The sequence below is a fragment of the Oceaniovalibus sp. ACAM 378 genome (assembly GCF_008085915.1).
Lineage (GTDB): Bacteria > Pseudomonadota > Alphaproteobacteria > Rhodobacterales > Rhodobacteraceae > Oceaniglobus.
Genome location: NZ_VSJK01000009.1, coordinates 89,104 through 113,965 on the forward strand (window position 1 = coordinate 89,104; position 24,862 = coordinate 113,965).

The window sequence follows — 24,862 nt, forward strand, 5'->3', positions numbered from 1 at the left end:
TTTTCCTTTGTCCGCTTCCCCCCCCGGGAGAAGATGCCTTCACCTTGACACTGTCTGATCAGAATTCGCCGGATTTAGGGCGGATTTCGATTCATTTCAAAGTCATCCTGACCTAGGGTCCCGGTGGAGCAAAGGAGAGACATCATGTGGCAGTTCTGGGTTGATCGCGGCGGCACGTTTACCGATATCGTGGCGCGCCGTCCCGATGGCGGGGTGATCGCGCACAAGCTGTTGTCGGAAAACCCCGAAGCCTATGTTGACGCGGCTGTTCACGGTATCCGGCATCTGCTCGGGCTGGGCGCGGATGATCCGATCCCGCCGGGCACCATCGAGTCGGTCAGGATGGGCACCACCGTGGCCACCAACGCCCTGTTGGAGCGTAAGGGCGAACGCACCGTCCTGCTGATCACCGAAGGGTTCGCCGATCTGTTGCAGATCGGATATCAGAACCGTCCCCGGTTGTTCGATCTGCACATCCGCCTGCCTGAAATGCTGTATTCTGCGGTGATCGAGGCGCCGGAGCGTGTGACCCATAATGGCGAGATTCTGCGCCCGCTGGACAGCGATACGGTGCGCGCGGCGCTGCAATCGGCCTATGACGATGGCTACCGCTCGGTCGCCATCGCGTTCCTGCATGGTTATCGGTTCAGCGACCATGAACAGGCGGCGGCTGAGATCGCGCAGGAAATCGGGTTCACCCAGATTTCCCAAAGCCATCGCGCCAGCCCGCTGATCAAGCTGGTGTCGCGGGGCGATACAACGGTGGTCGACGCTTATCTGTCGCCAATCCTGCGCCGGTACGTGGCACAGGTGAGCGATGCTCTGGGCGGGGAAAAAGGGCAAAACGGCGCTTTGATGTTTATGCAGTCCAATGGCGGGCTGACCGACGCTGCGCTGTTCCAGGGCAAGGATTCGATCCTGTCGGGGCCTGCGGGCGGTGTGGTCGGTATGGCGCGCACGGCTCAGGCGGCAGGGTATGACCGGCTGATCGGCTTTGACATGGGCGGCACCAGCACTGATGTCTGTCACTTCGCCGGGGATTACGAGCGCAGCTTTGAGACTCAGGTGGCGGGCGTGCGGATGCGCGCCCCGATGATGAGCATTCACACCGTCGCCGCCGGAGGGGGGTCGATCCTGTCGTTCCGGCAGGGGCGGTTGCAGGTCGGCCCCGAAAGCGCCGGCGCCGATCCCGGGCCTGCCGCATACCGGCGGGGCGGGCCGCTGACCGTGACCGATTGCAACGTCTTGCTGGGCAAGATCGACGCAGCGATCTTTCCCGCCGTCTTCGGCCCGGATGGCGATCAGCCGCTTGATACCGATGCGGTGCGAAGTGGTTTCGCAGCCATGGCCCGTGACATCGCGGCGGAGCTGGATGAGCCCGAACGCACGCCCGAGGAACTGGCAGAGGGATTTTTGAGGATCGCCGTCGAAAATATGGCAAATGCGATCAAGAAAATCAGCGTTCAGCGCGGCTATGACGTGACCGGGTATACGATGAACTGTTTTGGCGGAGCCGGGGGACAGCATGCCTGTCTTGTGGCCGATGTTCTGGGGATGAAGCGAATTTTCATCCACCCCTTTGCCGGTGTCCTGTCGGCCTTTGGCATGGGTCTGGCCGATGTGCGCGAAATCCGCGAACATCAGTTCGCCGAACCGCTCGACCATGCTGAAAAGGCCGCCGGAGTCTTGGCCCGGTTGGGGCGCGAGGCGACACAGGCGGTCACAGCGCAGAACATCCCCGACGACCGGATTTCCCTGATCCAGACCGCCCATATCCGCACCGACGGCTCGCACCAGACCCTGCCGGTCGAGTTTGGGACGTCAGACGAAATGCGCAGCCGGTTCGACAGCGCGCACAGGTCGCGCTTTGGGTTTGTACCCGAGTACGAAACGCTGATCCTCGATGTTATCACGGTCGAGGCGGTGGGTGAAACCGGTGAGTCGGTGACTTTGCCCGCCGCGAGTGGCGGCGCGTCCGATGCCACCACCCGAATGCACTCCGAGGGCGGATGGCAAGACGTGCCGCTGATCGACCGCGCATCGCTGACCCCGGGGCGTACCGTCACCGGTCCGGCGGTGATTTTCGAACCCACGGGCACCAATATCGTCGAACCGGGCTGGTCCGCATTCACCCCGGACGGCTCCGACCTGATCCTTGAACGCACCGTGCCGTTACAGCGGGCCGAGGCGATTGGCACATCGGTCGATCCGATCATGCTGGAAGTGTTCAACAACCTGTTCATGTCGATCGCCGAACAGATGGGCGCGACGCTGGCCAACACGGCCTATTCCGTCAACATCAAGGAAAGATACGACTTTTCCTGCGCCATCTTTGATCCCGCCGGCGATTTGGTGGCCAATGCGCCCCATGTTCCGGTGCATCTCGGGTCGATGTCGGACTCCGTTCGAACCGTATTGCGCCAGAACCCCGATCTGAAACCAGGCGATGTGGTGATGATGAACAATCCGTTCAACGGCGGCACACATCTGCCCGATATCACCGTAATCACTCCGGTGTTTGACGGTGCAGGCACGATCATCTTCATCGTCGCGTCGCGCGGCCACCATGCAGATATCGGCGGCACCACCCCCGGATCGGCCCCGCCAGACAGCACCCACATCGAGGAAGAAGGCGTGGTGATCGACAACTTCCGTCTTGTCGAGCAGGGCAGCTTTCGGCGCGCCGAGGCAGAAAAACTGTTGCAGGGTGCGAAATACCCGGTGCGCAACGTGGCTCAGAACATGGCCGATCTGGCGGCGCAGGTTGCCGCGAACGCGACCGGTGTCGAAGGGTTACAGGCGATCGTCGCGCAGTTCGGGATCGAAACCGTGCACGCCTATATGGGCCATGTGCAGGACAACGCCGAGGAATCGGTGCGCCGGGTGCTCGATGTGCTGAAGGACTGTTCTTTCGTCAATGAAATGGACAGCGGCGCGCGCATTACGGTGAAAATCACGGTGGACACCGAAAACCGCAGTGCAACGGTGGATTTCACCGGCACCTCGCCGCAGGACAAGGGGAATTACAACGCGCCCTTGTCGATCTGTCGCGCCGCGGTGCTCTATGTTTTTCGCACATTGGTGGGTGCCGACATCCCGATGAACGAGGGTTGTCTGAAACCCCTGACCCTGATCGTACCCGAGGGCAGCATGATCAACCCGGCCTATCCGGCGGCAGTGATCGCGGGCAATACCGAGGTCAGCCAGACGATTACGGATGCGCTTTATGGTGCGCTGGGCGTGTTGGCGGGATCGCAGGGCACGATGAACAACTTTGTCTATGGCAACGCCGTGCATCAGAACTATGAAACGATCTGTGGCGGCACCGGGGCGGGCGATGGGTTTGCAGGGGCCAGTGCGGTGCATTCGCATATGACCAACACGCTGATGACCGACCCCGAAGTGCTGGAAAATCGCTTTCCCGTTCGGGTCGAGTGTTTTGGCATCAGACGTGGTTCCGGCGGGACCGGACACTGGCCCGGCGGCGACGGAATCTTTCGCGAGTTGCGGTTTCTTGAAGAGATGACCGCAACCGTTCTGTCATCGCACCGGATCACAGCGGCCTTTGGTGTCGATGGCGGCGGTTCGGGGGCGATTGGCGTCAATTCGGTACGCCGGGCGGACGGGCGCGAAGAGTCGTTGAAGGGCAATGATTCCCGGCAGATGCAACCCGGCGATGTGTTCCGGATGCTGACCCCCGGGGGCGGCGGATACGGCAATCCCTGACAGCAGAACGGCGCCCTTTGGCGCCGTTCGTTTTTCGCATGTGCAAGTCTGATCCGTCAGTCCAGCTTGGCAACCAGTGCGCGCATGACTTCGGCGGAATTACTCGCGGCGATGGACATGAATGTGCCCATCTCGTTTTCGCCCTCGCCGCCACCGGCCAGATCGGACAGCGAGCGGAAGGCGATGAACGGCACTTCGTTCACCCAGGCCACATGAGCCACGGCGGCGCTTTCCATGTCCAGAACCTGAGCGTCGAAGGTGGCAAAAGCGTGTTCGCGGAAACCGGCGTTGTCGACGAAATAGGGGCCCGACACCCCGTTGCCGCCGACGACGATCACCGGGGGCTGTGACAGGCAGGCGTTCTTGGCGTTGCAGGCGGGCAGGTCGAATTCAACGGCCACTTCCTTGGCAAGCTCCAGCAGGGCGGGATCGGCCTCGAACCAGAACCGCCCGTCAACCTCTTCGGCACGCTCCGAGGCGACACCGAAACTGCGGGTGAACATCATGCCATAGCCGGGGAAATCCGTGCTCATCCAGGGCGGAATGGAGAAACTGCCATCGGTTTCGCGGGCGAGGATGCCCTCAAGATATTTGCCCCATTGGGCGGGCACCACCACGTCGCCCACATTCAGATCAGGGTTCACGCCGCCTGCGATGCCGGAAAACACGATGCGTTCGATATTGAACCGGTCCAGCGCCATCTGTGTTGTCATCGCGGCGTTGACCATTGAAACGCCCGACAGGAACAGGACGACCGGCTGATCGCCCAACTTGCCGGTGACGAAGGTAACGCCGTTGACCCGGTGTTCGGCCCGGTCCGACAGCCCGCTTTGCAGTGCCTGCCACTCCGGCGGAAAAGCCGACATCAGCGCGGTGCGCGGGGTTTCGTCCAACATCTCGGCATTGGCCTGAAACGGCAGGGTGGCAAGCGCGGTGAACAGGACAAGGCGTTTCATGATGGTTCCTTTTGTGAGTGGCGGCAAACTCGGATCAGGTGGTTTCAAAGTCAATGGCGCACTAGGCCTGCACGGCAAGTGAAAATTGCAACCGCTCAGGGGGCGGCCGTCACCAAAATCCGACTGTCAAGCGACAGGACTGGTCCGCTGCGTTCGCCAAGGGCGTGCGCAAAGCTCTCGGCGCTTTCTGTCGTGGGCCGCAGGCCGTTAAAAATGTCGTCGGCCATCCGTATCACCATGATCCGGGATTTTCCCAAGGCGCTGTCGTCCACCTGAAACGCGATCTTTTCGCCCTCGCTTGCCACGCTGTCGGCCAATGGCCAGGCGACCCGCAGGGTGACAGGGCCGGTTTGCCCGTTGCGCAGGGTGGCGATGGAATTGTCGGGGCGGCTCAGGTTCGGCAGGAGGTGAAACACATTGCCCGATACGTCCAAAGCGCTGACCAGAAGGAAACCGTCGGTGATCGCGGCCGGGATCGTCACGTCGATCACTGGATTTTCGCCCACCAGAAACCGCCCCGAAGGATTGTCAGCGCCGGTATCGCCTTGGGAAAACGCGATGTCGAAACCGGCGGGGGGGGCGTCGGGCAGGGCGGCGTCGACGGTGCACAGGGTCGGGTTCAGCACCTCGGTTTCCACCTGCACCGGGCGCGATCCCGCGATATCGATCAGAGCGTCGCGCAGCGCCGAGCGGGTTTCAGGCGCGGCTACACGGCCCAGAACGGCGATGCCGGTATCGTGGCCGAAATCGGTGGCGGGCGCGCCCGGCAGGGTAAGCTCGCCGCAATCGGCAAGTCCGGCAACCAGAGCCCGCACCCGGTCCACAGGCAGGAAACGCGGGCCAAGCTCGATCGATGGCGAAATTTCCAGCCCCGGCGCGATTGCCGCATCCGCCAGCGCTGCCGTCAGTGTGGTGTGCAAGGTACGGTCGTCGGTCAACCCGGTCACCGTGGCGGCATTTCCGGACAGGGCGATGCGGTATTCTTCCAGCGGCATGACCAGATCGATCAGCGAGACGACCCCCGTGCCCCAGTCGGGCCCGATGTCGCCCCGCGCCAGCGTCAGATCGGCACTGCCGCCACCCTTGGACATCTGCCCGGTTACGGCGTCGGCCACCGCCTGTGACGGCACGAACCCCTGTGCAACCGGCGATGCACCTGCCGCCTGTGCAACGTTCAAGGTGAAGGGATCGGCAATCGGCAGTCCCCGGGGAAACAGCCCGCCAAACCACGCACCCGCCGCGCCCAGCACGACGACGGCCAGCGCGGCAATGACCAGAACGCCTTTCCTGCCTTTGGGCGCGTGGGCTTTCGGGTCGGGCGCCTTTGAAACCGGCGCGGCGGGCATGACCGTTTCGCCTGCGTGCTGGCCCGAGGGGCGGGGCACGATCACGGTCGCATGGTCATCGTTCAAGGGCACGCCGCCAAGTGCGATTGCGCGCAGGTCTTCGGCAGTTTGCGGCCTGTCGTCCGGGTCAGGGGCCGTGGCGAGGTCAATCAGCGACTTCAGCGGCTCGGGCACGCCGGCGGTATCCAGCGGCTGTGCTTTGCGAGTGATCACCTCCATCGGATTCGCGCCCATATCCGGCGCACGCCCCCGGAACGTCGCCAGCAGCAGCGCCCCCAAGGCATAGATGTCCGAGCGGGCATCCGCATGCCCGCTTAACTGTTCGGGCGCGGCATAGGCGTATTTCCCGGCGAATTCATTGCCGACGATGGTTTCTGCGCCCGGATTGCTGTCTTTGGCGATGCCGAAATCGATGATCACCGCATCCGCCGGATCGCCGCCGCGCAGGATGATGTTGTCGGGCGACAGATCGCGGTGGGTGATGTTGCGGGCATGGGCGGCGGCCAGCCCTTCTGACACCCGGGCGGCCACGGTCAAAAGATCTTCGGCGGACATTCCGCCCTCGGCCATCTTGCGGTCAAGACCGACGCCATCGACGTGATCCATAACGAGGAAGACGACGCCGGTATCCGTGCGCTGGTTGTGGAAATACCGCACGATGGCGTCATGGCGCACCTCGCGGATCGCCTCTTCGCGGTTCATCAGAAACAGGAAATCGTCGTTGCCGGAAAACTCGCTGCGCAATGCCTTTAGGGCGACCTTGTGGCCCGAAATCTCTGAACGTGCGCGATAGACTTCGGATGTGCCACCGCGTCCGAGGATTGCCTCGATCCGATAGGTGTTGTTCAGCAGATCGCCGATCTGAAAGATGGCGTCCGAGCGGGGCGGCTTCATCGCAGGAACGCCGGACTGTTGGTCGGGGCGGGCGCGTTCACGGGTGTCCTTTCCCGGCAGCGTGCGGGCAGGGGGATGTCACGGTCAGCCGACAACCTGAAATTCGACACGGCGGTTTACATCGGCCCTGGGATCGGCGGGGTCCAGCGGGAATGCCTCGCCCATTCCGGTTGCCTCAAGCCGGTCGTCGGGCAGGGCGCATTGGGCAATCAGGAAGCGTTTCACTTCCTCTGCGCGCAATTTGGACAGACGCTGGTTATAGTCTTCGGGTCCGGACGCATCGGTGTGACCCATGATCCGGAACACCTGTTCCCCCATCGACTGCATTGGCCCGCACAGAGCGATCAGGCGGGGTTTCTGGTCGGCGCGCAATGCGGCGCTGTCGAAATCGAACGAGATGTTGATGCTGACCTGCTGATCGGTTGGCAGGATCTGCGGCGCGGTTGCAGCCGCCACAGCCGTGGTCGCACCGGGCAGATCGGTTGGCTTTCCGACGGGAGCGATGGTCAGACCCCGGGTTTTCTGGCCTTCGATCAGCTGTTTCTGGAAACGCTGGAGAATTTCAGTTTCGGTCAGGTCGGCGGACTGGGCCAGTGCCGGAGCCCCGGTTGCCGCCAGCGCCAGACCGCAGATCAACGCAAATGCGGTGCGGTGGGTCATGCTGGACTCCTTTGAGAAGATCAAAATCAGACAGTTTGAAATGCTGCCGTTACGGCAACTCTAGCCTGTTTGCAGCTTCCTGCCAACGGTCATGCCGGGTGGCACAGGTCTGGAAATCCTGACGTTTGCCGTCATATTTGTCGCAGATAGAATGCAAGCCCCGCGTTGGAAGCGGCGGTTTGACAGGGGCGGGCGCTTGGCGCACTCTGGCCGGGCAACTCCGGAATCCTGACATGCGCGCCATCATCCTTGCCCTGCTCGCGGCGATCCTTCTGCTGGCGGGGGGGCTGACCTGGTTTGTTCTGTCGTCGATGGGGCCGGGGGACGACGCAGGGCCCGCCGGAGGCTTTGGCACAGACGTCGGCACCGGCACCGCCGTGGACAGCGCCGCGCGCATCGAGATCGAGTTCATGCGCCAGCAGATCGAGCAGTTGCAGGAAGGGATGGCGACGCTTGACAGCCGCATCCAGACTTTGGAACAGCGCCCGGTGGGCGGCGGCGGCAGTTTCGCGCCCGGCCCCGAGCTGGGCGGTCAGCCAAACGAGGGCGTGCTGAACAATGGGCCGAACGCGATCATCGATGCCTATGCGCAGGTGGTTCTGATTGCCAATCGCCGCAAGGTGAACGGCAAGATCAATGTCGCGGGACCAGGGTTTCTGGAACAGTTTATTGGCCGGCCGCGTGAAAACCTGTCGGACAACTGCGATCCGATGACCAATCCCAAGCTCAAGGCGATGCTGAAGCTTGAAAGCGTCGGCCCGATCCGGGTGTCCATGCTGCAACCGGCCATCGAAAGCATCACCCGGGTGTTCGAGAACGTCAAAAACACCGATCCAGATCTATACGCCCGGATCAACACCGCCGGATCGCTTTGCGTGCGCCAGATCCGCGGCACCCGGGGGCGCACTTCGACCCATTCCTTCGGGCTGGCGGTCGATCTGAACATCGACGGCAAACTCGACACGCTGGGCGATGGCAAGACCCAGCTTGGACTGACGATTCTGGCCGATTTCTTTCGCGCTGAAGGCTGGGTCTGGGGCGCCGGGTTCAGCCGTGAGGATTCCATGCATTTCGAAGTCAGCCGGCAGATGCTGGAACAATGGCGGGCCGAGGGCAAGATTTAGGGACGGCTTGGTCACACCCACACCGCAGTCCGCATTGGTTCGCCGTCTGGCGGGATCGAGAACCGGCCACACGGTCCCGCCTCGGATGGCAACTTGTGCTGCATTTCGCGGGGCTGGGAATTCTTTGACGATCAACACCCAGACCAATGGCGCGGCGCTGTTTGACGATCTGGAGTTCTTCCGAGCGGGGCAGGGTCGCGGAAACCTGACTTGACCGGTGGCTCGGCGCGGTTTTGAATGACCTAACCCTCTGCAATCTGCCCCCCGCAAGGAGACTTTGCCATGCGTCTGTTGCTGATCCTGATCCTGTCTGCCTTTCCCGCTCTGGCCAATGCCGCCGGAAAGGTCGCGCTGGTGATCGGGCTGGGCGACTATAAGAACGTGGTCAAGCTCGACAATCCCGTCAACGATGCACGCGGCATTGCCCAGACATTGGATTCCATCGGTTTTGAGGTCACGACTCTGTTCGATGTGACGGCCGCCGAGATGCGTGCAGCGGTCAGTGATTTTGCCTTTCGCGCCGAAATTGCCGATCTGGCGCTGATTTATTATGCTGGTCACGGAGTCGAGGTGCAGGGGCAGAACTTTCTCATCCCGATCGACGCAGAAGTGACAAGCAACCGCGATGTGCAACGCATTGCGCTGAGCCTTGACGACCTGCTGGCGGCGGTGGACGGCGCGCGGCAGATGCGTGTCGTGATCCTCGACTCGTGTCGCAACGATCCGTTCGGCGGCGCGCTGGATCTTGAGGCCTTGCAACCGGTCACCGGCGACAGCACCGGCACCCGCGGAACCGGTGGCGGGCTGGCGCCGCCATCGCCCGACCGGGGCACGATGGTGGCTTTTGCCGCCAAGGATGGCGAGGTCGCGCTGGATGGTGTCGGCGCCCACAGCCCGTTTGCACAGGCGCTGATTGACACATTGCCCCGCCAGGTCGAGATTTCGCTGATGTTCCGGCAGGTGCGCGACAGGGTGTTGAGCGATACCGGCAATCTTCAGGAACCACATACCTATGGTTCGCTGTCCGGCGTGCCGTTCTTTCTGACCGGCGGCGCGACGGTGCAAAAGGCAAGCTGGAACCCGGATACCGCATGGTCGGAAATCCCGCGTGATCAGGAAACGCAACTGGCCTCGCTGGCCGAACAGGGTGACACGCGTTCGATGGTCGGGCTGGCCTATATGCGGCTGAACGCGGTCGACCCCCGCTATGCGCCCGCCGACGCGGCAGGGCTGCTTCAGCGGGCGGCGGATGGCGGTTCGGCCGAGGCGATGTTCGAACTGGGGCAGCTTTACGAAAAGGGGCTGGGGGTCATTATGGACGATGCGCGGGCGCTTGAACTCTATCGCGCGGCGGCGGGGCTGGGCTTTGCCGATGCGCTGAACGATCTGGGGTTCATCCACTTTCAGGGTGGGCTGGGTGTGACCCGTGATCCGGCGGTCGCGCTGGATTATTTCGAACAGGCGGCAAACCTGCGCCAACCGCAGGCAATGTACAACTTTGCCGCGCTGATCGACGACGGGAGCGTGGCGGGCAAGGGGCCGGAACAGGCGGCGACCTATCTTTACCGCGCCCTGCGCACCGGCGCGCAGGATGTCTTTGACGTGGTCCGCGACCGCCCGACGATGTTCAAAGCCGAGACCCGCAAGGCGCTCCAACGCAAGCTGGCCGAATTCGGATTTTATGCCGGGGGTATCGATGGCGATTTCGGTGGTGGCACCCAAAAGGCGATCCGCGCCGCCTTTGGCCTGAGCGAATAGCCCGGGAGGTGGCTGTCTCGCGGTTCTTATCCGCTGTCCGGTCGCAACGCCCCGACACAGTTGCCACCGGAATGCGCCGTAAGGTCCGGTTTCAGCCTAGCTTGGCACCCCGCGGTAGGTCGCGATGACGCCGGGCAGATCTGCGAAATCGTCAAAGGCGTGGGCATGGGGCAGGGCGTCCACCGGCGTATTGCGATACCCCCGCGTGAACAGCGCAAAGGGCACACCGGCACGTTCGGCGGTTTCGGCGTCCACCTCGCTGTCGCCAACATAAAGCGCGCGCCCGCCGCCCAATGCCGCGATACAGGTGGTCAGCGGCACTGGATCAGGCTTTTTCACCTTCAGTGTATCGCCGCCAAGGATCGTTCCGAACCGCGGAAGCAGGCCGAAGTGATCCAGCACCGCGCGGGCCGGGGATTCTGGCTTGTTGGTGCAAATGCCCAAGGCGTGGCCGTCCCACGCCAGCTTTTCAAGGCAGGCTTCGACACCGGGAAACAGCTGGGTCAGATGCACCGCATCGTCATACAGCTCCAGAAACCGCGATAGCATAGCGTCATGGCGCTCCGTCTCCAGCCCGCGCGCGGCGATCATCCGTTCAATCAGAAGAGGCGCGCCGCCACCGATGAACCCCGTGGCCTCGGCCAGAGACATCGGCGTCGCGCCCTCGGCGGCCAGAACCGTGTTGCCCGCAGCACAAATATCGGGCGCGGAATCAATCAGCGTTCCATCCAGATCGAAAACAATAATCATCGCACGTCCTTCCATCCTGTCCAAATGCATCCCGAAATCGCAGGCCACGAGAGCAGCCCTGGCGCTTTTTCCGTTGGGTCATTTTCTTAGTGGTTAGGTCGGGCGCGACCAAAGTTACAGCGAAACCTGCCGACAGACCCCCCGATCCCGTCAAAAATCCCGGTCATTCACGCCGTCAAGGGGCCTCTCACGGGTCATCTTCCCGTTCTGCGGCGCAATACCGTGTCAACCCCCCGCGTCGCTTGCAATGCAGTTTCTGATTCGTTTTAATCTGTTGAAAGCTTGGCCGACAAGATCCGGGCGTAAAGACAGGGTTAACTGATGGTGGTATCCGCCGCAGGCGAACGCGCGTTCGTCGAATACGATCACGTGCAAAAAAGCTATGACGGCGAGACTCTGGTCGTGAAAGACCTTAACCTCTCCATAGGCAAGGGAGAGTTTCTGACGATGCTCGGGCCCTCAGGGTCGGGCAAGACCACCTGCCTGATGATGCTCGCGGGTTTCGAGACGGCAACCCACGGTGAGATCCGTCTGGATGGGCGCGAGATCAACAATATTCCGCCCCACAAGCGGGGCATCGGCATGGTGTTTCAGAACTATGCGCTGTTCCCGCATATGACCATCGCCGAGAATCTGGCTTTCCCGCTGGAAGTCCGCAAAATGGACAAGACCGAGCGTGAAACCAAGGTTCAACGCGCGCTGGACATGGTGGAAATGGGCAGCTTTGGCGGCCGCCGCCCCTCACAGCTTTCGGGGGGCCAGCAACAGCGCGTGGCGCTGGCGCGTGCTCTGGTGTTCGAACCCTCGCTGGTTTTGATGGACGAACCTTTGGGCGCATTGGACAAGCAACTGCGCGAGACAATGCAGTTCGAGATCAAGCACATCGCCGACAATCTTGGGATCACGGTGGTCTATGTCACCCATGACCAGACCGAGGCGCTGACCATGTCAGACCGGGTCGCCGTGTTCGAAGACGGGCGGATTCAACAACTGGCTGCACCGGATGAATTATACGAACAGCCCTGCAACAGTTTCGTCGCGCAGTTCATCGGTGAAAACAACACCTTGGAAGGCGTCGTTGAAAGCATCCATGGCGGTGTCGCGCTGGTCAAACTGGACAGTGGCGATTTGATCGACACCGTGCCGGTCAACGTCAATCGGGCCGGGGAGCGCACCCGGGTATCGATCCGTCCCGAACGGGTGGAAACCGACGCAACCCGCCTTGGCCCCGATGCTCACACGTTGAAGGCCGAGGTGCTCGAATTCATCTACATGGGCGACACGTTCCGCACACGGCTGCGCGTCGCGGGCACCGACGATTTCATCGTCAAGACCCGCAACGCCCCCGACCGTGCCCGCCTGCAACCCGGCCAGACGATCGATATCGGATGGATGCCCGAGGATTGTCGGGCGCTGGACGCCTGACCCTGATCCGCGCATTTCAAGCGCGATAGACCTGATCCGCGCATATCAAGCGCGATAGAACCGAGTCGCGCATCTCACGTGCGATCAACGGCAGCGGGGGCAGTCGGCCCGGACCCCCGCCCAAAGCATTAAACCGGGCCGAACAAGGAGTATGCTTTATGAAAACCAGGTCAATTCTGCTGGCGACCGTCTTTGGCACCGCCGCGACCATGGCTTTTGCCGATGCCCACACGGCCAAGGAAATCACAGTGATGTCCTGGGGCGGCGCTTACAGCAAAAGCCAGCTTGAAGCCTATGAAAAGCCGTTTGCCGAGAAGACCGGCATCAAGGTGAATTCGGTTGTGGCCGACAACCCCGCAACGCCGATCAAGGCACAGGTCGAGGCAGGCAACGTCACGATCGATGTCGTAGATGTGGAATATGCCGACGCGCTTCGCCTTTGCGACGATGGGCTTCTGGAAATACTCGATCCCGCCATTCTGGCCGACGGCGCAGACGGCTCCGCAGCCATGGATGATTTCCTGCCCGGCGCGGTGACAGATTGTTTCGTGGCGACAATCGTGTTTTCCACGATGTACGCCTTTGACGAAACCAAGTTCCCTGAAAATCCGCCGTCGAAAATCGAAGATTTCTTTGACGTCGCTGGTTTTCCAGGCAAGCGCGGGATGCGCAAGACGGCCAAGGTGAATCTGGAAATGGCGCTGATGGCCGACGGCGTGGCGCCTGACGAGGTTTATGACATTCTGGAAACGGACGAAGGTGTCGACCGCGCCTTTGCCAAGCTGGAAACCATCAAGAACGATGTCGTCTGGTGGGAGGCCGGCGCGCAGCCGCCGCAACTGCTTGCCGATGGCGAGGTCGCGATGACCACCGCCTACAATGGCCGCATCTTCGGCGCGACCGTATCCGAGGGCAAACCGTTCAAGTCGATCTTTGACGGTCAGGTCTATGAATACGATGGCTATGCAATTCCCAAGGGCGCACCCAATCTGGAAGCGGCATTGGAATTTGTGACCTTCTCCACCCAGACCCAGCAACTGGCCGATCAGGCGAAATACATCAGCTATGGTCCGGCCCGCAAATCCTCAGGCCCGCTGGTCGGTTTGTTCGAGGACGGCAAGACCGAAATGGGCCCGTTCATGCCCACGGCCGAGGCCAATCTGGTCAAGGCGCTGCCGTCAAACACCGAATTCTGGGCTGACCGCAATACCGATCTGAACGAGCGTTTCAACGCCTGGCTCGCTCAGTAAGGCACCGCGACAAGACACTGCGACGGCGGCGCGGATATCCGCGCCGCCACACCCCGATCAGGAGCGCACTGCATGGCCGATTTGACCGCCGACATCGCAACGGGCTCGGCGCCGGGCCGCCTGACGACCGCCGACGGCAAACCGTTGAAAGCCGCGCTTGCCGCCGCCGAGTCCCATGCCCGACGTCGCGCGTTTTTCCTCGTTCTGCCGCTTCTTCTGTTCGTGCTGATCACCTTCATCTTTCCGATTGTGCAGATGCTGCACCAGTCGATCTATAACCCCGGCTTCACCCTCCACAGGGATGTAGGAACCGGTGTCAAAACTCCCATCATGATCAACGTGCGCAACTGGTTCGATGAAAACGAACGCGGGTCAGACCCAGACGAATCCGCATATGCCGCGCTGCACAAGGATTTCCTGTTGCTGGACGAATTGCGCGCCGCCGGGTCGGTGGGGACGCGGATCAACTATGACATGTCCGGCACCCGGTCGCTGTTCACCAAGACCGCCCGCCGCGCCGATAAATTGACACCGCCGTTCCAAGAGGGCTTCCTGGCGATCGACAAGGATTGGTCCGACCCCGAAGTCTGGGCGGTGATGCGCGGAGCCTCAAGCGCCTATACCGCAAACTTCTATCTCGCTGCGGTCGATCTGACCCGCGACGTGAAGGGCGATGTGGTGTCGGTGGATGACAACCGCGCGCTTTATGTCAAACTGTTCGGGCGCACGCTGTTTCTGTCGCTGCTGATCACATTCCTGACCTTCATCCTTGCCTTTCCGGTGGCGCATCTGCTGGCCACGCTGCCGCTGCGCTATTCCAACCTTCTGATGATCTTTGTGCTGTTGCCGTTCTGGACATCGCTTCTGGTGCGCACGACGTCGTGGATGGTTCTTTTGCAGTCCCAAGGGGTGATCAACGATGCGCTGGTGGCCGGCAGCCTTATCGAGGATGAAAGCCGGATTCAGATGATGTATAATCAGACCGGCACGGTCATCGCCATGACGCATATCCTGCTGCCGTTCATGATCCTGCCGCTGTATTCGGTCATGCGCACGATCAAGCCCGTCTATGTCCGCGCCGCGCGCAGCCTTGGGGCCACATCATGGACCGCCTTCCGACGGATCTATTTCCCGCAGACCGTTCCGGGGATCGGGGCGGGGGCGCTGCTCGTCTTCATTCTGGCGGTGGGATATTACATCACCCCCGCATTGGTCGGTGGTGCCGACGGTCAGCTGATTTCCAACCTCATCGCCTTTCACATGACCAATTCCCTGAACTGGAGCCTGGCCGCCGCGCTCGCCTCGCTTTTGCTTGTGGGAATCCTGATCCTCTATTGGCTGTATGACCGGCTGATCGGGATCGACAACCTCAAGCTGGGATGAACGCCATGGGTTTCTTCTTTGCCCAAATACTCAAATCCCACGCCCGCAACCGGAGCTGACCGATGGCCCTGCCGAAACATGCCGACCGTCTGGAGCGTATCTGGTACTATACCTATCTTGTGCTTTGCGGTCTGATTTTCCTGTTCCTGATCGCACCGATCCTGATCGTCATCCCGCTCAGTTTCAACGCCGAGCCCTATTTCACCTTTACCGAAAAGATGCTCGCCTTCGATCCGACGGGGTATTCTTCGCGCTGGTACGATATGTTGCTGACCTTTGGCATGGCCGATGGAAGTGCGGCGCGAGACGGGTCGTGGTGGGCCGATGTCTGGGAAAATTCTGCGTGGGTCAACGCGGCAAAGAATTCCGTGATCATCGGATTTTTCTCGACGATCCTTGCCACCTGCCTCGGGACGCTGGCCGCTCTGGGGCTGTCGCGCCCCGAGATGCCGTTTCGCCGGGTGATCATGGCGGTGCTGATCTCACCGATGATCGTGCCGATCATCATCACTGCGACGGGGCTGTTCTTTTTCTATTCCAAGACCGGGCTGGCGAATTCCTATGTCGGGATCATCATGGCCCATGCGACGCTGGGCATTCCCTTTGTCATCATCACGGTCACCGCGACGCTGGTCGGGTTTGATCACTCGCTGACCCGCGCCGCCGCCAATCTGGGCGCTGATCCGACAACGACTTTCTTTCGGATCACCATGCCGCTGATCCTGCCGGGCGTGATTTCAGGTGCGTTGTTCGCCTTTGTCACGTCGTTTGACGAGGTGGTGGTGGTACTGTTCGTTGCGGCCCACGATCAGCAGACGATCCCGCGGCAGATGTGGAATGGCATCCGCGAGCAGATTTCTCCGGCGATTCTGGCGGTGGCGACGATCCTTGTGGTCATCTCGATCCTGCTGCTGACGACGATTGAATTGCTGCGCCGCAGGTCCGAGCGGCTGCGCGGTCTGTCGCCGGGCTGAGGGTTGGTTGTTCCGCTTGCCGGCGGCCTGCCGGATCAGGGCAGGATCAGCAGCCAGACCCAGACCGTCACGATCGACAGACCGGTTCCGATCAGCACGCCTGACGCCGCCACCCGCCGCGCCGCGCCATACATGTTTGCGAATATATAGGTGTTGACCCCGGGGGCCATTGCTGCGGTCAGCACTGCCGCTCGCAGTTGCTCCACGCTCAGACCCAGCAGCCAGCCCAGCGAATATGCCACCGCCGGGTGCAGGATCAGCGAAGCACCGCAGACCCACAAGATCGCGCGCATGTCGCCTTCGGGCCGATACCGTACCAACACTCCGCCCAATCCGAACAGGGCGGCGGGCAGGGCGGCACGCACCATCAGATCCACGGCATCGGTCACGATTCCGGGCAGCGGCAGCCCCGACAGGTTGACGGCAAACCCAAGCGCGATGCCGATCACCAGCGCGTTGCGGAACATCGCGGCCAGCACCTTTTTCGCTGTATCGGCAGGGTGTCCGCCACGGTTGCGCGCAATCTCCATCGCCGTGACGCCAAGCCCGTAACAGAACGGCGCATGCACCGCGATGATCGCATAGTTGAGGCGAAGCGATTCGACCCCGAACGCCCGTTCGGCAATCGGCAGGCCCAGCAGTACGGAATTCGAGAACAGTCCGGCAAACCCGAAGGCCACGCTATCGGCCCAATCGCGGCCGAAGATGAAACGCGCACCCAGCAGTCCGGCCAGAAATCCACTGGTCGCACCGCCATAAAAGGCCAGCAGAAGACCCAGATCGAATTCCTGCCCAAGATCGAGCGTCGAAATCGCGCGGAACAGCAGGCAGGGGATGGCGAAATTCTGAGTGAATTTCATCAATCCGTCGACACTGGAGTCGGAAAACAGGCCACGCCAGACGGCGAAATAGCCAAACCCGATGACCAGAAATACAGGCAGGATAACATCGATCAGGGACTGCATGGGTCACTCTGCATTGTCGCTTCGCACAGGAGATATTGCGACCCTGCGCGAAGAATACCGGGGGTCAGGACGAAACGGGGTTCACACGCTTTCGATTCGGATTGCCAAGGGTTCGCCTTGCAGAACACGGGTTTCGGCCATGCCGGACAGTGCGATATTCAGCGCGTCGCGCGTTGTCTTGTGGGTGACAATCAGCACCGGAGCCGAAGTGTCGGCGTGGCCGTATTGCCGCATCCGGTTGATCGAGATGCCCGCGTCGCCGAGGGCCGTCGCGATCCGGGCCAGCGCGCCGGGCTTGTCCAGCAACCGCATCCGCAGATAATATGGCGCGGCTGTGCCACTGGTGGCGGGTTTGGCAGACTTCAAAGTGCTCGCAGGCTGTCCAAACGTGGACAGACGGGTTCCACGGGCGATGTCGGCCACATCGGACATCACCGCGCTCGCCGTCGGTCCCATGCCCGCCCCTGCGCCGCGCAGCACGGTCTGACCCACGCTGTCGCCCTCGAGCACCACCATGTTCGTGCCGCCCTCAAGTTGCCCAAGGGGCGATGCGGCGGGCACTAGACAGGGTGTCATTCGTTGTTCCAGCCCGCGCGCCGTCATTTGCGCCACGCCGAGCAGCTTGATCCGGTATCCCATATCGGCAGACTGGCGGATGTCATCGATGGTGATCTGCTGGATCCCCTCAAGAACGACCGAGCCAAAATCGACCTGAACGCCAAAGGCAATGGCAGCCAGCAGCGCCAGCTTGTGCCCCGCGTCGATGCCGCCCACGTCAAGGTTCGGATCGGCCTCGAGAAATCCCAGTTCGGCGGCTTCGGCAAAAACGGCGTCATATCCCAGCCCGTCCTGCTCCATCCGCGTCAGGATATAGTTGCAGGTGCCGTTCATCACACCCATCACGCGGGTCATCTCATTGCCGGCCAGACCTTCGGTCAGCGCCTTGACCACCGGGATGCCACCGGCCACTGCCGCCTCGAACCGGATCACCCGGCCTGCGGCTTCGGCGGCTTCGGCCAAGGACTGGCCGTGGTGGGCCAGCATTGCCTTGTTTGCGGTGACCACATCCTTGCCTGCGGCGATGGCTGCGCGTGTCGCGTCCAGAGCTGGGCCATTATCGCCGCCCATCAGTTCGACAAAAACATCGATGTCATCGCGCCGCGCCAGTGCCGAGGCATCATCCTCCCAAGCGTAGTCTGACAGGCGGACGCCGCGATCCTTGTCCCGCGACCGGGCGCTGACGGCGGAAATCACGATCTCGCGCCCCGTGCGGGCGGCAAGCAGGGCGGTGTGGCGCTGGATGATCTTCACCACGCCGGTTCCGACGGTTCCAAGCCCGGCAATTCCAAGCCGAAGCGGCCCGGGGTTCTGGTGATCTGTCATTGGGCGGGCCTCCGTCGCTGGTGTCGCGCGAGCCTTAGCTGATGGTCGCGCCGGGGGCAACGCACGGACAACCCATGGACCGGTGCAAGGGTGGCGCATGGGTGGCGACGTTACCGGTCAGCCTGACAGTCGAACCACCGCGTCGCGGATGCGCTGACGTTCGGCGGGGGTGAGCGCGGTTTGGCGCAGGGCGGCAGCGCGCGCGTGCAGGCGTGCAGCGCGCCCGGACAGATCGCGTGACAGGGTCGGGTTGGTGATTTGCCCGGTTCGGGCCGATGCAACAAGATCAGTCAGGGGCAAGAGCTGTGGATAATCGGCGCGGGCGGCAGCCGGGGTTTCAACGGTGGTCAGATCGGGAACGGATGCGCAGGCAGAAAGAAGCAGAACCAGTGCCAGCCATCGCATCGCCATCTTGCCATCTCCGGATTGCTGCGTCTTTCTAGCGGGGCAGGGCGCCCGGTGGCAAGGCCCGTGGGAGAATGCGGTGAAACCAGTCGGAATTCTGATGCTCGATACGGGGTTTGAACGTGTGGCGGGCGATATCGGCAATCCGGCGAGTTTTGACTTTCCGGTTCTGTATCATGTTGTTCCCAACGCCACGGTAACCCGCATCGTGGGCGCGGCACAGGCGGCGCGTGCCCTGTTGCCCGGTTTTGTCGCGGGTGCCCGTGTGTTGGAGTCGGCAGGGGCCGGGGCGATCGTCACCTCCTGCGGGTTCCTGAGCGTGGTTCAGGCCGATCTGGCGGCGGCGGTGCGGGTGCCGGTCGCCGCCTCGGCCTTGTCCTTGTGGCCGCTGGTGGCGGCGACCGTGGGCGGGCGACCGGTCGGCATTGTCACCGCTCGCGCCGCCAGCCTGTCACCTGACCATCTGGCGGCCGCGGGCATTCCCACCGATCGGGCGATCCTGCGTGGGATGGAAGCATCGCCTGCCTTTGGCGATGCGATCCTGCACCAGCGCGCAGCCGTTGATCCCCGTCGTATCAGGGCCGAGGTGGTGCAGGTTTGCACCGATATGGCGCGTGAACATCCCGACATGGGCGCGATCCTGTTTGAGTGCACCAACCTGCAACCCTACGCCGCTGCGGTGCAGCAGGCGACCGGGCTTGCCGTGTTCTCGATCCAACATCTGGTGACCATGCTGTCGCAAGCGGCCAATCCCCCCGTGTTCAGCGATGCCCCAATCAATGCGCCGGGCGGATGAATGTGTTGTTCCTGAGGTCGCGCATCGCCTGATGGATTTCATCCTGCGTGTTCATCACGATGGGGCCATGCCATGCGACGGGTTCACGGATCGGCGCGCCCGACACCAGCAAAAAGCGAACGCCCTCTTCGCCGGCCTGCACCGTCACCTCGTCACCCGTTCCAAACCGGATCAGCGTTCGGTCTCCGGAATTATCGCGGATGTTGACCTCTTGCCCCATGACCTCTTTTTCCAGCAGGACACCGGCCGGGGCGGATGCATCGGCAAAGGCGCCCGATCCGGCAAAGACATAGGCAAAGGCCCGGCGATAGGTGTCGACGGGAAATGTCTTTTTGTGCCCCGGCGGCACAGAAATATCCAGATACTGCGGATCGGCGGCGATCCCGTCGACCGGGCCACGGCGTCCGCGGAATTCGCCGGTGATGACGCGCACGACCGTTCCGTCGTCATCCGTCATCTCCGGAATCTCGGTCCCCTTCACATTCTGATACCGGGGCGTTGTCATCTTCAACGAGGCTGGCAGGTTGGCCCACAGTTGAAAACCATGCATCTGCCCAGCCGCGTTTCCCTTGGGCATTTCCTGATGCATGATCCCCGAACCCGCAGTCATCCACTGCACATCGCCCGCCCCAAGGGTGCCGCGATTGCCGAGTGAATCGCCATGTTCCACCGACCCGGACAAAACATAAGTGATTGTTTCGATCCCTCGGTGCGGGTGCCATGGAAAGCCTTTCAGGTAATCCTCGGGCCGTTCATTTCGGAAATCGTCAAACAGCAAAAACGGGTCCAGCGCCTCGGGATCGTGAAACCCGAAGGCGCGGGACAATTTGACGCCGGCGCCCTCAAGCGTCGGCTGTGCGGGCGTGGCGGACAGAACGGGACGGATTGACATGATGGCTCTCCTTTGACCTCAGGATACGAGCGCGGACATTGTGCGGCAATGTCGGTATCCGCACCGGACCTGTGCGGGTTTGCGACATTTGCGGCAGACACCTGCGCTAAACCGCTCGCCATTTGCGGCAGGCCGCGCTAACCCGGATCAGCCAAACCGGAGCCGCCGATGACCACTGTTATTGCCACTGTTACGCCGTCCCTGCCGCGCCGATATCTGGGGGTGGGAATGATGGGTTTTCTGGGGTTTCTGTTGCTCTGGATGGCGGTAAGCAGCGCGACCCATGTAGGCTGGCGCGTCGCACTTCTGGCTTTGGGCGGAGTTGCGATCTTTGGCGCGCTGAGCCTGTGGCGGGCGACTGCCGTGTATCTGGAACTGACCGAAACCGAACTGCGCGACAGTGCGGGAACGGTTCTGGTCCGGGTGGATCAGATCGTCGGGGTGCAACGTGGCGCCTTTGCGATGAAGCCGTCGAATGGTTTCGTGCTGAACCTGTCCGCGTCGCAGCCCCGCGGATGGGCGCCGGGCCTGTGGTGGCGCGCGGGGCGGCGTTTGGGGGTCGGCGGCGTGACCTCGGCACAAGAGGGCAAGGCGATGGCCGAAATCATTGCCGTTCTTCTGGCCCGACGCCGTGAGCAAACCGGGACAGACGGTAAAATCTAACTTGTCGACCAGAGCAGTTGCGGCACGAAACGCGGCGAAGCGATCACCCGGTTGTGAAATTCTGACGACGGCAGACCGATGCTGAACGGCGGAACGTAGCTCATCCAGGTTTCGACAATCACCGCAGTGTCCGCATTCGCCAGCGCCGGGATTCCGGGCGAAAGTTCTGCCATATCGCTTTGCTTGACCTTCGGCTTGCTGCTTTCGGTGGTATAGGACCACACCAGAACATGCCGGTCATTCGGCTCGTCCCAGTACACGACCGACACGCGCATGGCCGTGGCGTGGATCTCGTTGGTCAGGAATTTGTGGAAATTGCCGATGCCGGTCATGAACGATTGGTCGACCGGATTCCACTGTCGGGTCAGCAGATCGGAAATGGTATAGGTGGCCCGCAGGTTCATCGACTGCATGCGGTATCCGTCGACAAAGGTGAATGTCGCCAGCACCCCCCACAAGAGCATCGGCAGAACCAAGACAGTCTCGATGGTAAGGCTGCCTGAGGTATTTTGGGCGAACGCACGTATCCTGCTGCGCAGATGTGCCATGAGTTTCATGTCGGTTCATTCACAAAAAAGGTTGAAGCTATCATCGGATAGCCTTGCCCGGGGCTGCTGGGCAGGATCTTGCCCAGCCCGACGGCGGGAAAGATTGGATCGTGCAATACGCAAAACCGCAAAAGCATCGGTTCATTGTTCGAACCCGAAGTGTAATTGATCACCGGATTTGATTCCTGGGTGCGGTCAATACATCGTGTCCCGCCCTGATAGACGGTGAAGCCGCGCGGATTGATCGGCCCCATTTCAAGTTGCATGTTTTCCATGCAATCGACGATCAGCAATGCCTCATCGCAGACCGCCTGTTTAAGAACCTCGGGATCACGCAATTCGGGTTTGCCCAAGCGCAGGTCCCGCACCACGATGTCCATCGCCCGTTCCAGCATCGCCTGACGCATCTGGATGATCCCCAATTCGCCGGACATCAGAAAGATCACCATGAAGATCGGAAACATTAGCGAGAATTCGACCGACGCGACACCGCTTTCGAGGTGCAGAAACCGCTTGATTCTATTGATCATTGCACCAGTCTCAGCTGGTTTATCGTCGATGCAATGGCCGAAAAGGCATAGATGATGTCTTCGCCGTCGACATCGAAGTAATGGTTCGGCGACGACGCGCAATCCTTCATCAGCACCGCATCAGCGGCATCGATTTCGAAGGCGACGCTGAACACCAGAATGCCTTTGGCTTTGGCGGCGTCGCAGATTTCGATCATCCGCGTATCTTTGGTTGAGCTGCCCACATACTCATAGGGCGTTTCGCGCCAGTTCCAGTAATCGTTGCTGTTGTTGTATTGGGCGTACCAATTGTAATAGGCGTTATAGCTCATCGAGGCAGCGGCCCAGAGGTCCTGATATTTCAGGCGAGTGCTGTCAGAATCTCCGCCATCGCGGCTATTGTCCCAACGGTTGAGCCGGGGCAGATACCAGGTTTCATACCATTTGTTATCGCGGTCCGTGTCCCGGTATTCTTTACTGTCGACGCTGAACCGCCAGCTGTTACCGCTGTACTGGCGGCCCCAGACATCGCTGTAGCCGGTGTTGTACTGATCCTTCAGGGTGTATTGATTGGTGTTTTCGCCGTCGGTCATCACCACCAGCACCTTCATGCTGTTGGGGCGTGTATAATCATAGGGGCGGCCCTCGAAGACGGTATCGAGCTTTTTGGCATCGATCAGATCGTTGGCAATATCGCGGAACGTCGGGTCCAGCAGGGCTGTGCCCCATTTCAGACCGATATCGATCGACGTGTTGCCTGCGGGCGTCAGAGCGTCGATCTGCTTGATAAGTTCGGTCTTGTTTTGGGTGATCGGCTGGACCTTGAAACCGCTGTCGTTGCGGCAGACAAAATCCGTCGCCGGGCTGGTGCGCGACCACGGGTCGAAATGGCCGGTCTGTCGGCGGCCGCTGGAGGGCATCGAGGTCGACCTGAAATCCGTCGAATAGAAGTCAAGGCAGTGAGAATAATTGTGGCCATAGGACACCGACATTTTCTCAATGATATCCTTGCCGATATTCACCTGCGTCGAATAGGGCACGATGGAAATCGACACCTCGCCGTTCGAACCGATGCTGCGTTCCTCGGACAGGACGGTGTTCACGAAACTGCGCGCGGCGGATTTCAGATCCCGTAAACGGTTCGAGCTGCTCATCGATCCGGACACGTCCAGTACCATGGAGATCTCGATGTCGCTGATTTCTTCGCGTGCGGTTCCGGCGGCATTGGCCGGCATCGATGTCACGCCCAGGGCGTTGATAAAGAACGTTGGGACCGACTGTAGCGATGTCGCGGATACGGTGCGCGAATTCAGGTTCTCGACCACATGCACGGTTTCAAGCATGTCGCTCATCCCGGCCTTGGAGAAATAGTCGCGGACAACTGCTTCGGGGTCCAGCTTTTGGTCAAGGTCGGCAGCGGCCAGAACCGCCGTGTCGACCGTGGACTGCAATCTGAGCCGGGAGAGTTCATTGCGCATGATATCCACCGATATTCCGCCGATCAGCAGGATACAGATGAACAGGTACAGCCCGAAGACGATCATCGAACCGTCTTCGTTCCGGGCAAAGCGCGTGACGGGTCTTTGCAACTTGGAAAGCGGTCTGCGAGCCCCGGTACCTTTTGGTTTGGTCTGGATCACGTGCTGTCTCCCGGAGATCATGGCCACGCGGATCGCACGTCGCCTCTGATGATCCTTGCCAGCGAGATTCGTCGCCAATGGGACGACAATTGGGCTTTTTTTGTGGATTAATGGTAATTTTGTGGCGAAGTTGTCCGATTGGAGACCCAGAATCGGGAAAGGCACGGCCCAATCAACGGGATATGCCTTTTTTGCGCCCGATGTGCGGGCAAGTTCTTTTTGAATTCTGCAAGAGGATCAGCTGGTTGAAACCAGAGTCCCGTCATCGAACAGCACCTGGGGCGCAAAACGCGGGCTGGTGACGACGAAGTTGAACAATGTGGTGTCCTTCAGGCCCATCACAAACGCCGAGCGGTAGTCCATCCAAGTTTCCACAACGATGATCGTATCGCCGTCCGCGGTGATCGGCAGGCGCGCGCGGTTCTGTTCGGGGGTGGCGGCGTTCATCTGGCCCGACGTGCCGCGAGTTTCCGACCACATGACCTCGAACTGTTGGTCATCGCCGTCATAGCGATAGACAGACACGCGCAACGCACTGTCATAGCCGCGGTTGATCAGAAAAGTCATCAGCCGGTAAGTGCCGTCGATATAGGCGTCATTGATCGGCGAGGACTCCCGTGACAGGACATCGCTGATCGTATGGGCGGCCTTGATGTTGGCATTGGCCAGCCGCAAACCGTCAAAATAGCTGAACATCGCCAAAATCGCCCAAGCCAGCATCGGCAGAACCAAAATCGCCTCGATCGAATAGCTGCCATCGCGGTCTTCACGGAAACCACGCAGACGGGACATCAGGGGGGCAAGCATGGTCTTGG

21 protein-coding genes are annotated in these 24,862 nt (G+C 61.2%); 9 read left to right on the forward strand and 12 right to left on the reverse strand.

The features are described 5' to 3' along the window. Positions 1-144: 144 nt before the first annotated feature. Positions 145-3,726 carry a hydantoinase B/oxoprolinase family protein gene (locus FQ320_RS13650; protein WP_148473144.1) on the forward strand — a complete coding sequence of 1,194 codons (3,582 nt, stop codon included), beginning with the start codon at positions 145-147 and terminating at the stop codon, positions 3,724-3,726. Between the two features lie 56 nt (positions 3,727-3,782). Here the strand turns inward: FQ320_RS13650 and FQ320_RS13655 are convergent, their stop codons facing one another. The 3 genes from FQ320_RS13655 to FQ320_RS13665 all read right to left on the reverse strand — a co-directional run bounded on the left by FQ320_RS13655 (position 3,783) and on the right by FQ320_RS13665 (position 7,582). Next, entirely contained in the window at positions 3,783-4,682 is a 900-nt protein-coding gene (locus FQ320_RS13655; protein WP_148473146.1) for a 5'-methylthioadenosine/S-adenosylhomocysteine nucleosidase, read from the reverse strand. Positions 4,683-4,777: 95 nt separating this feature from the next. Next, positions 4,778-6,922, reverse strand: coding sequence for a serine/threonine-protein kinase (locus FQ320_RS13660; protein WP_148473148.1), 2,145 nt, complete (start codon positions 6,920-6,922; stop codon positions 4,778-4,780). Positions 6,923-7,006: 84 nt separating this feature from the next. After that, positions 7,007-7,582: an OmpA family protein gene (locus FQ320_RS13665; protein WP_148473150.1), complete on the reverse strand. Its 576-nt coding sequence runs from the start codon at positions 7,580-7,582 to the stop codon at positions 7,007-7,009. 233 nt (positions 7,583-7,815) lie between these two features. Between FQ320_RS13665 and FQ320_RS13670 the strand changes: the two genes are divergently transcribed. Beyond that, positions 7,816-8,706, forward strand: a complete 891-nt coding sequence (locus FQ320_RS13670; protein ID WP_148473152.1) for a M15 family metallopeptidase — start codon at positions 7,816-7,818, stop codon at positions 8,704-8,706. Between the two features lie 282 nt (positions 8,707-8,988). After that, on the forward strand, positions 8,989-10,464 hold the full coding sequence (locus FQ320_RS13675; RefSeq protein ID WP_148473154.1) for a caspase family protein: 1,476 nt from the start codon (positions 8,989-8,991) through the stop codon (positions 10,462-10,464). A 96-nt stretch (positions 10,465-10,560) separates the two neighbouring features. Here FQ320_RS13675 and gph read toward each other — a convergent pair whose 3' ends face one another. After that, positions 10,561-11,214 carry a phosphoglycolate phosphatase gene (gene gph, locus FQ320_RS13680; protein ID WP_255509503.1) on the reverse strand — a complete coding sequence of 218 codons (654 nt, stop codon included), beginning with the start codon at positions 11,212-11,214 and terminating at the stop codon, positions 10,561-10,563. Positions 11,215-11,535: 321 nt separating this feature from the next. On the opposite strand from gph, the gene FQ320_RS13685 reads away from it, so the two are divergent. From FQ320_RS13685 to FQ320_RS13700, 4 genes are all read left to right on the forward strand, one after another. Then, positions 11,536-12,639 (forward strand): ABC transporter ATP-binding protein, encoded by a 1,104-nt coding sequence (locus tag FQ320_RS13685; protein ID WP_148473156.1) that lies wholly within the window; start codon positions 11,536-11,538, stop codon positions 12,637-12,639. A 158-nt stretch (positions 12,640-12,797) separates the two neighbouring features. Continuing rightward, the gene (locus FQ320_RS13690) at positions 12,798-13,889 is read left to right on the forward strand and encodes an ABC transporter substrate-binding protein (RefSeq protein ID WP_148473158.1); all 1,092 of its coding nucleotides are present in this window, start codon (positions 12,798-12,800) and stop codon (positions 13,887-13,889) included. A 72-nt stretch (positions 13,890-13,961) separates the two neighbouring features. Next, complete coding sequence (locus FQ320_RS13695) at positions 13,962-15,272, forward strand: ABC transporter permease (RefSeq protein WP_148473160.1); 1,311 nt, start codon at positions 13,962-13,964, stop codon at positions 15,270-15,272. A gap of 62 nt (positions 15,273-15,334) precedes the next feature. Beyond that, positions 15,335-16,246, forward strand: a complete 912-nt coding sequence (locus FQ320_RS13700; protein ID WP_148473162.1) for an ABC transporter permease — start codon at positions 15,335-15,337, stop codon at positions 16,244-16,246. A 35-nt stretch (positions 16,247-16,281) separates the two neighbouring features. On the opposite strand, the gene FQ320_RS13705 is transcribed toward FQ320_RS13700, so the two are convergent. The 3 genes from FQ320_RS13705 to FQ320_RS13715 form a co-directional block, all read right to left on the reverse strand. Then, the gene (locus FQ320_RS13705) at positions 16,282-17,211 is read right to left on the reverse strand and encodes an AEC family transporter (RefSeq protein WP_148473164.1); all 930 of its coding nucleotides are present in this window, start codon (positions 17,209-17,211) and stop codon (positions 16,282-16,284) included. Between the two features lie 81 nt (positions 17,212-17,292). Then, positions 17,293-18,594, reverse strand: coding sequence for a homoserine dehydrogenase (locus FQ320_RS13710; protein ID WP_148473166.1), 1,302 nt, complete (start codon positions 18,592-18,594; stop codon positions 17,293-17,295). Between the two features lie 117 nt (positions 18,595-18,711). Beyond that, positions 18,712-19,005: a hypothetical protein gene (locus FQ320_RS13715; protein ID WP_148473168.1), complete on the reverse strand. Its 294-nt coding sequence runs from the start codon at positions 19,003-19,005 to the stop codon at positions 18,712-18,714. Positions 19,006-19,078: 73 nt separating this feature from the next. Here FQ320_RS13715 and FQ320_RS13720 point away from each other — a divergent pair, with 73 nt between their 5' ends. Then, on the forward strand, positions 19,079-19,795 hold the full coding sequence (locus FQ320_RS13720; RefSeq protein WP_148473170.1) for an aspartate/glutamate racemase family protein: 717 nt from the start codon (positions 19,079-19,081) through the stop codon (positions 19,793-19,795). Here FQ320_RS13720 and FQ320_RS13725 read toward each other — a convergent pair. Next, the gene (locus FQ320_RS13725; RefSeq protein WP_148473172.1) at positions 19,776-20,687 is read right to left on the reverse strand and encodes a pirin family protein; all 912 of its coding nucleotides are present in this window, start codon (positions 20,685-20,687) and stop codon (positions 19,776-19,778) included. The two genes, FQ320_RS13720 and FQ320_RS13725, sit on opposite strands and share 20 nt — an antisense overlap. Before the next feature lie 168 nt (positions 20,688-20,855). Here FQ320_RS13725 and FQ320_RS13730 point away from each other — a divergent pair, with 168 nt between their 5' ends. After that, on the forward strand, positions 20,856-21,350 hold the full coding sequence (locus tag FQ320_RS13730) for a hypothetical protein (protein WP_148473174.1): 495 nt from the start codon (positions 20,856-20,858) through the stop codon (positions 21,348-21,350). On the opposite strand, the gene FQ320_RS13735 is transcribed toward FQ320_RS13730, so the two are convergent. The 4 genes from FQ320_RS13735 to FQ320_RS13750 form a co-directional block, all read right to left on the reverse strand. Next, complete coding sequence (locus FQ320_RS13735) at positions 21,347-21,907, reverse strand: TadE/TadG family type IV pilus assembly protein (RefSeq protein WP_148473176.1); 561 nt, start codon at positions 21,905-21,907, stop codon at positions 21,347-21,349. The genes FQ320_RS13730 and FQ320_RS13735 overlap by 4 nt on opposite strands. Next, a complete protein-coding gene (locus tag FQ320_RS13740; RefSeq protein ID WP_148473178.1) occupies positions 21,904-22,428 on the reverse strand; it encodes a TadE/TadG family type IV pilus assembly protein in 525 nt (174 codons plus the stop codon). The genes FQ320_RS13735 and FQ320_RS13740 overlap by 4 nt, the downstream gene beginning before the upstream one ends. Beyond that, positions 22,425-24,047, reverse strand: a complete 1,623-nt coding sequence (locus FQ320_RS13745) for a TadE/TadG family type IV pilus assembly protein (protein WP_187393901.1) — start codon at positions 24,045-24,047, stop codon at positions 22,425-22,427. Before FQ320_RS13745 ends, FQ320_RS13740 begins: the two co-directional genes overlap by 4 nt. A 237-nt stretch (positions 24,048-24,284) precedes the next feature. Beyond that, positions 24,285-24,854: a TadE/TadG family type IV pilus assembly protein gene (locus FQ320_RS13750; RefSeq protein ID WP_148473182.1), complete on the reverse strand. Its 570-nt coding sequence runs from the start codon at positions 24,852-24,854 to the stop codon at positions 24,285-24,287. Positions 24,855-24,862: the final 8 nt, after the last annotated feature.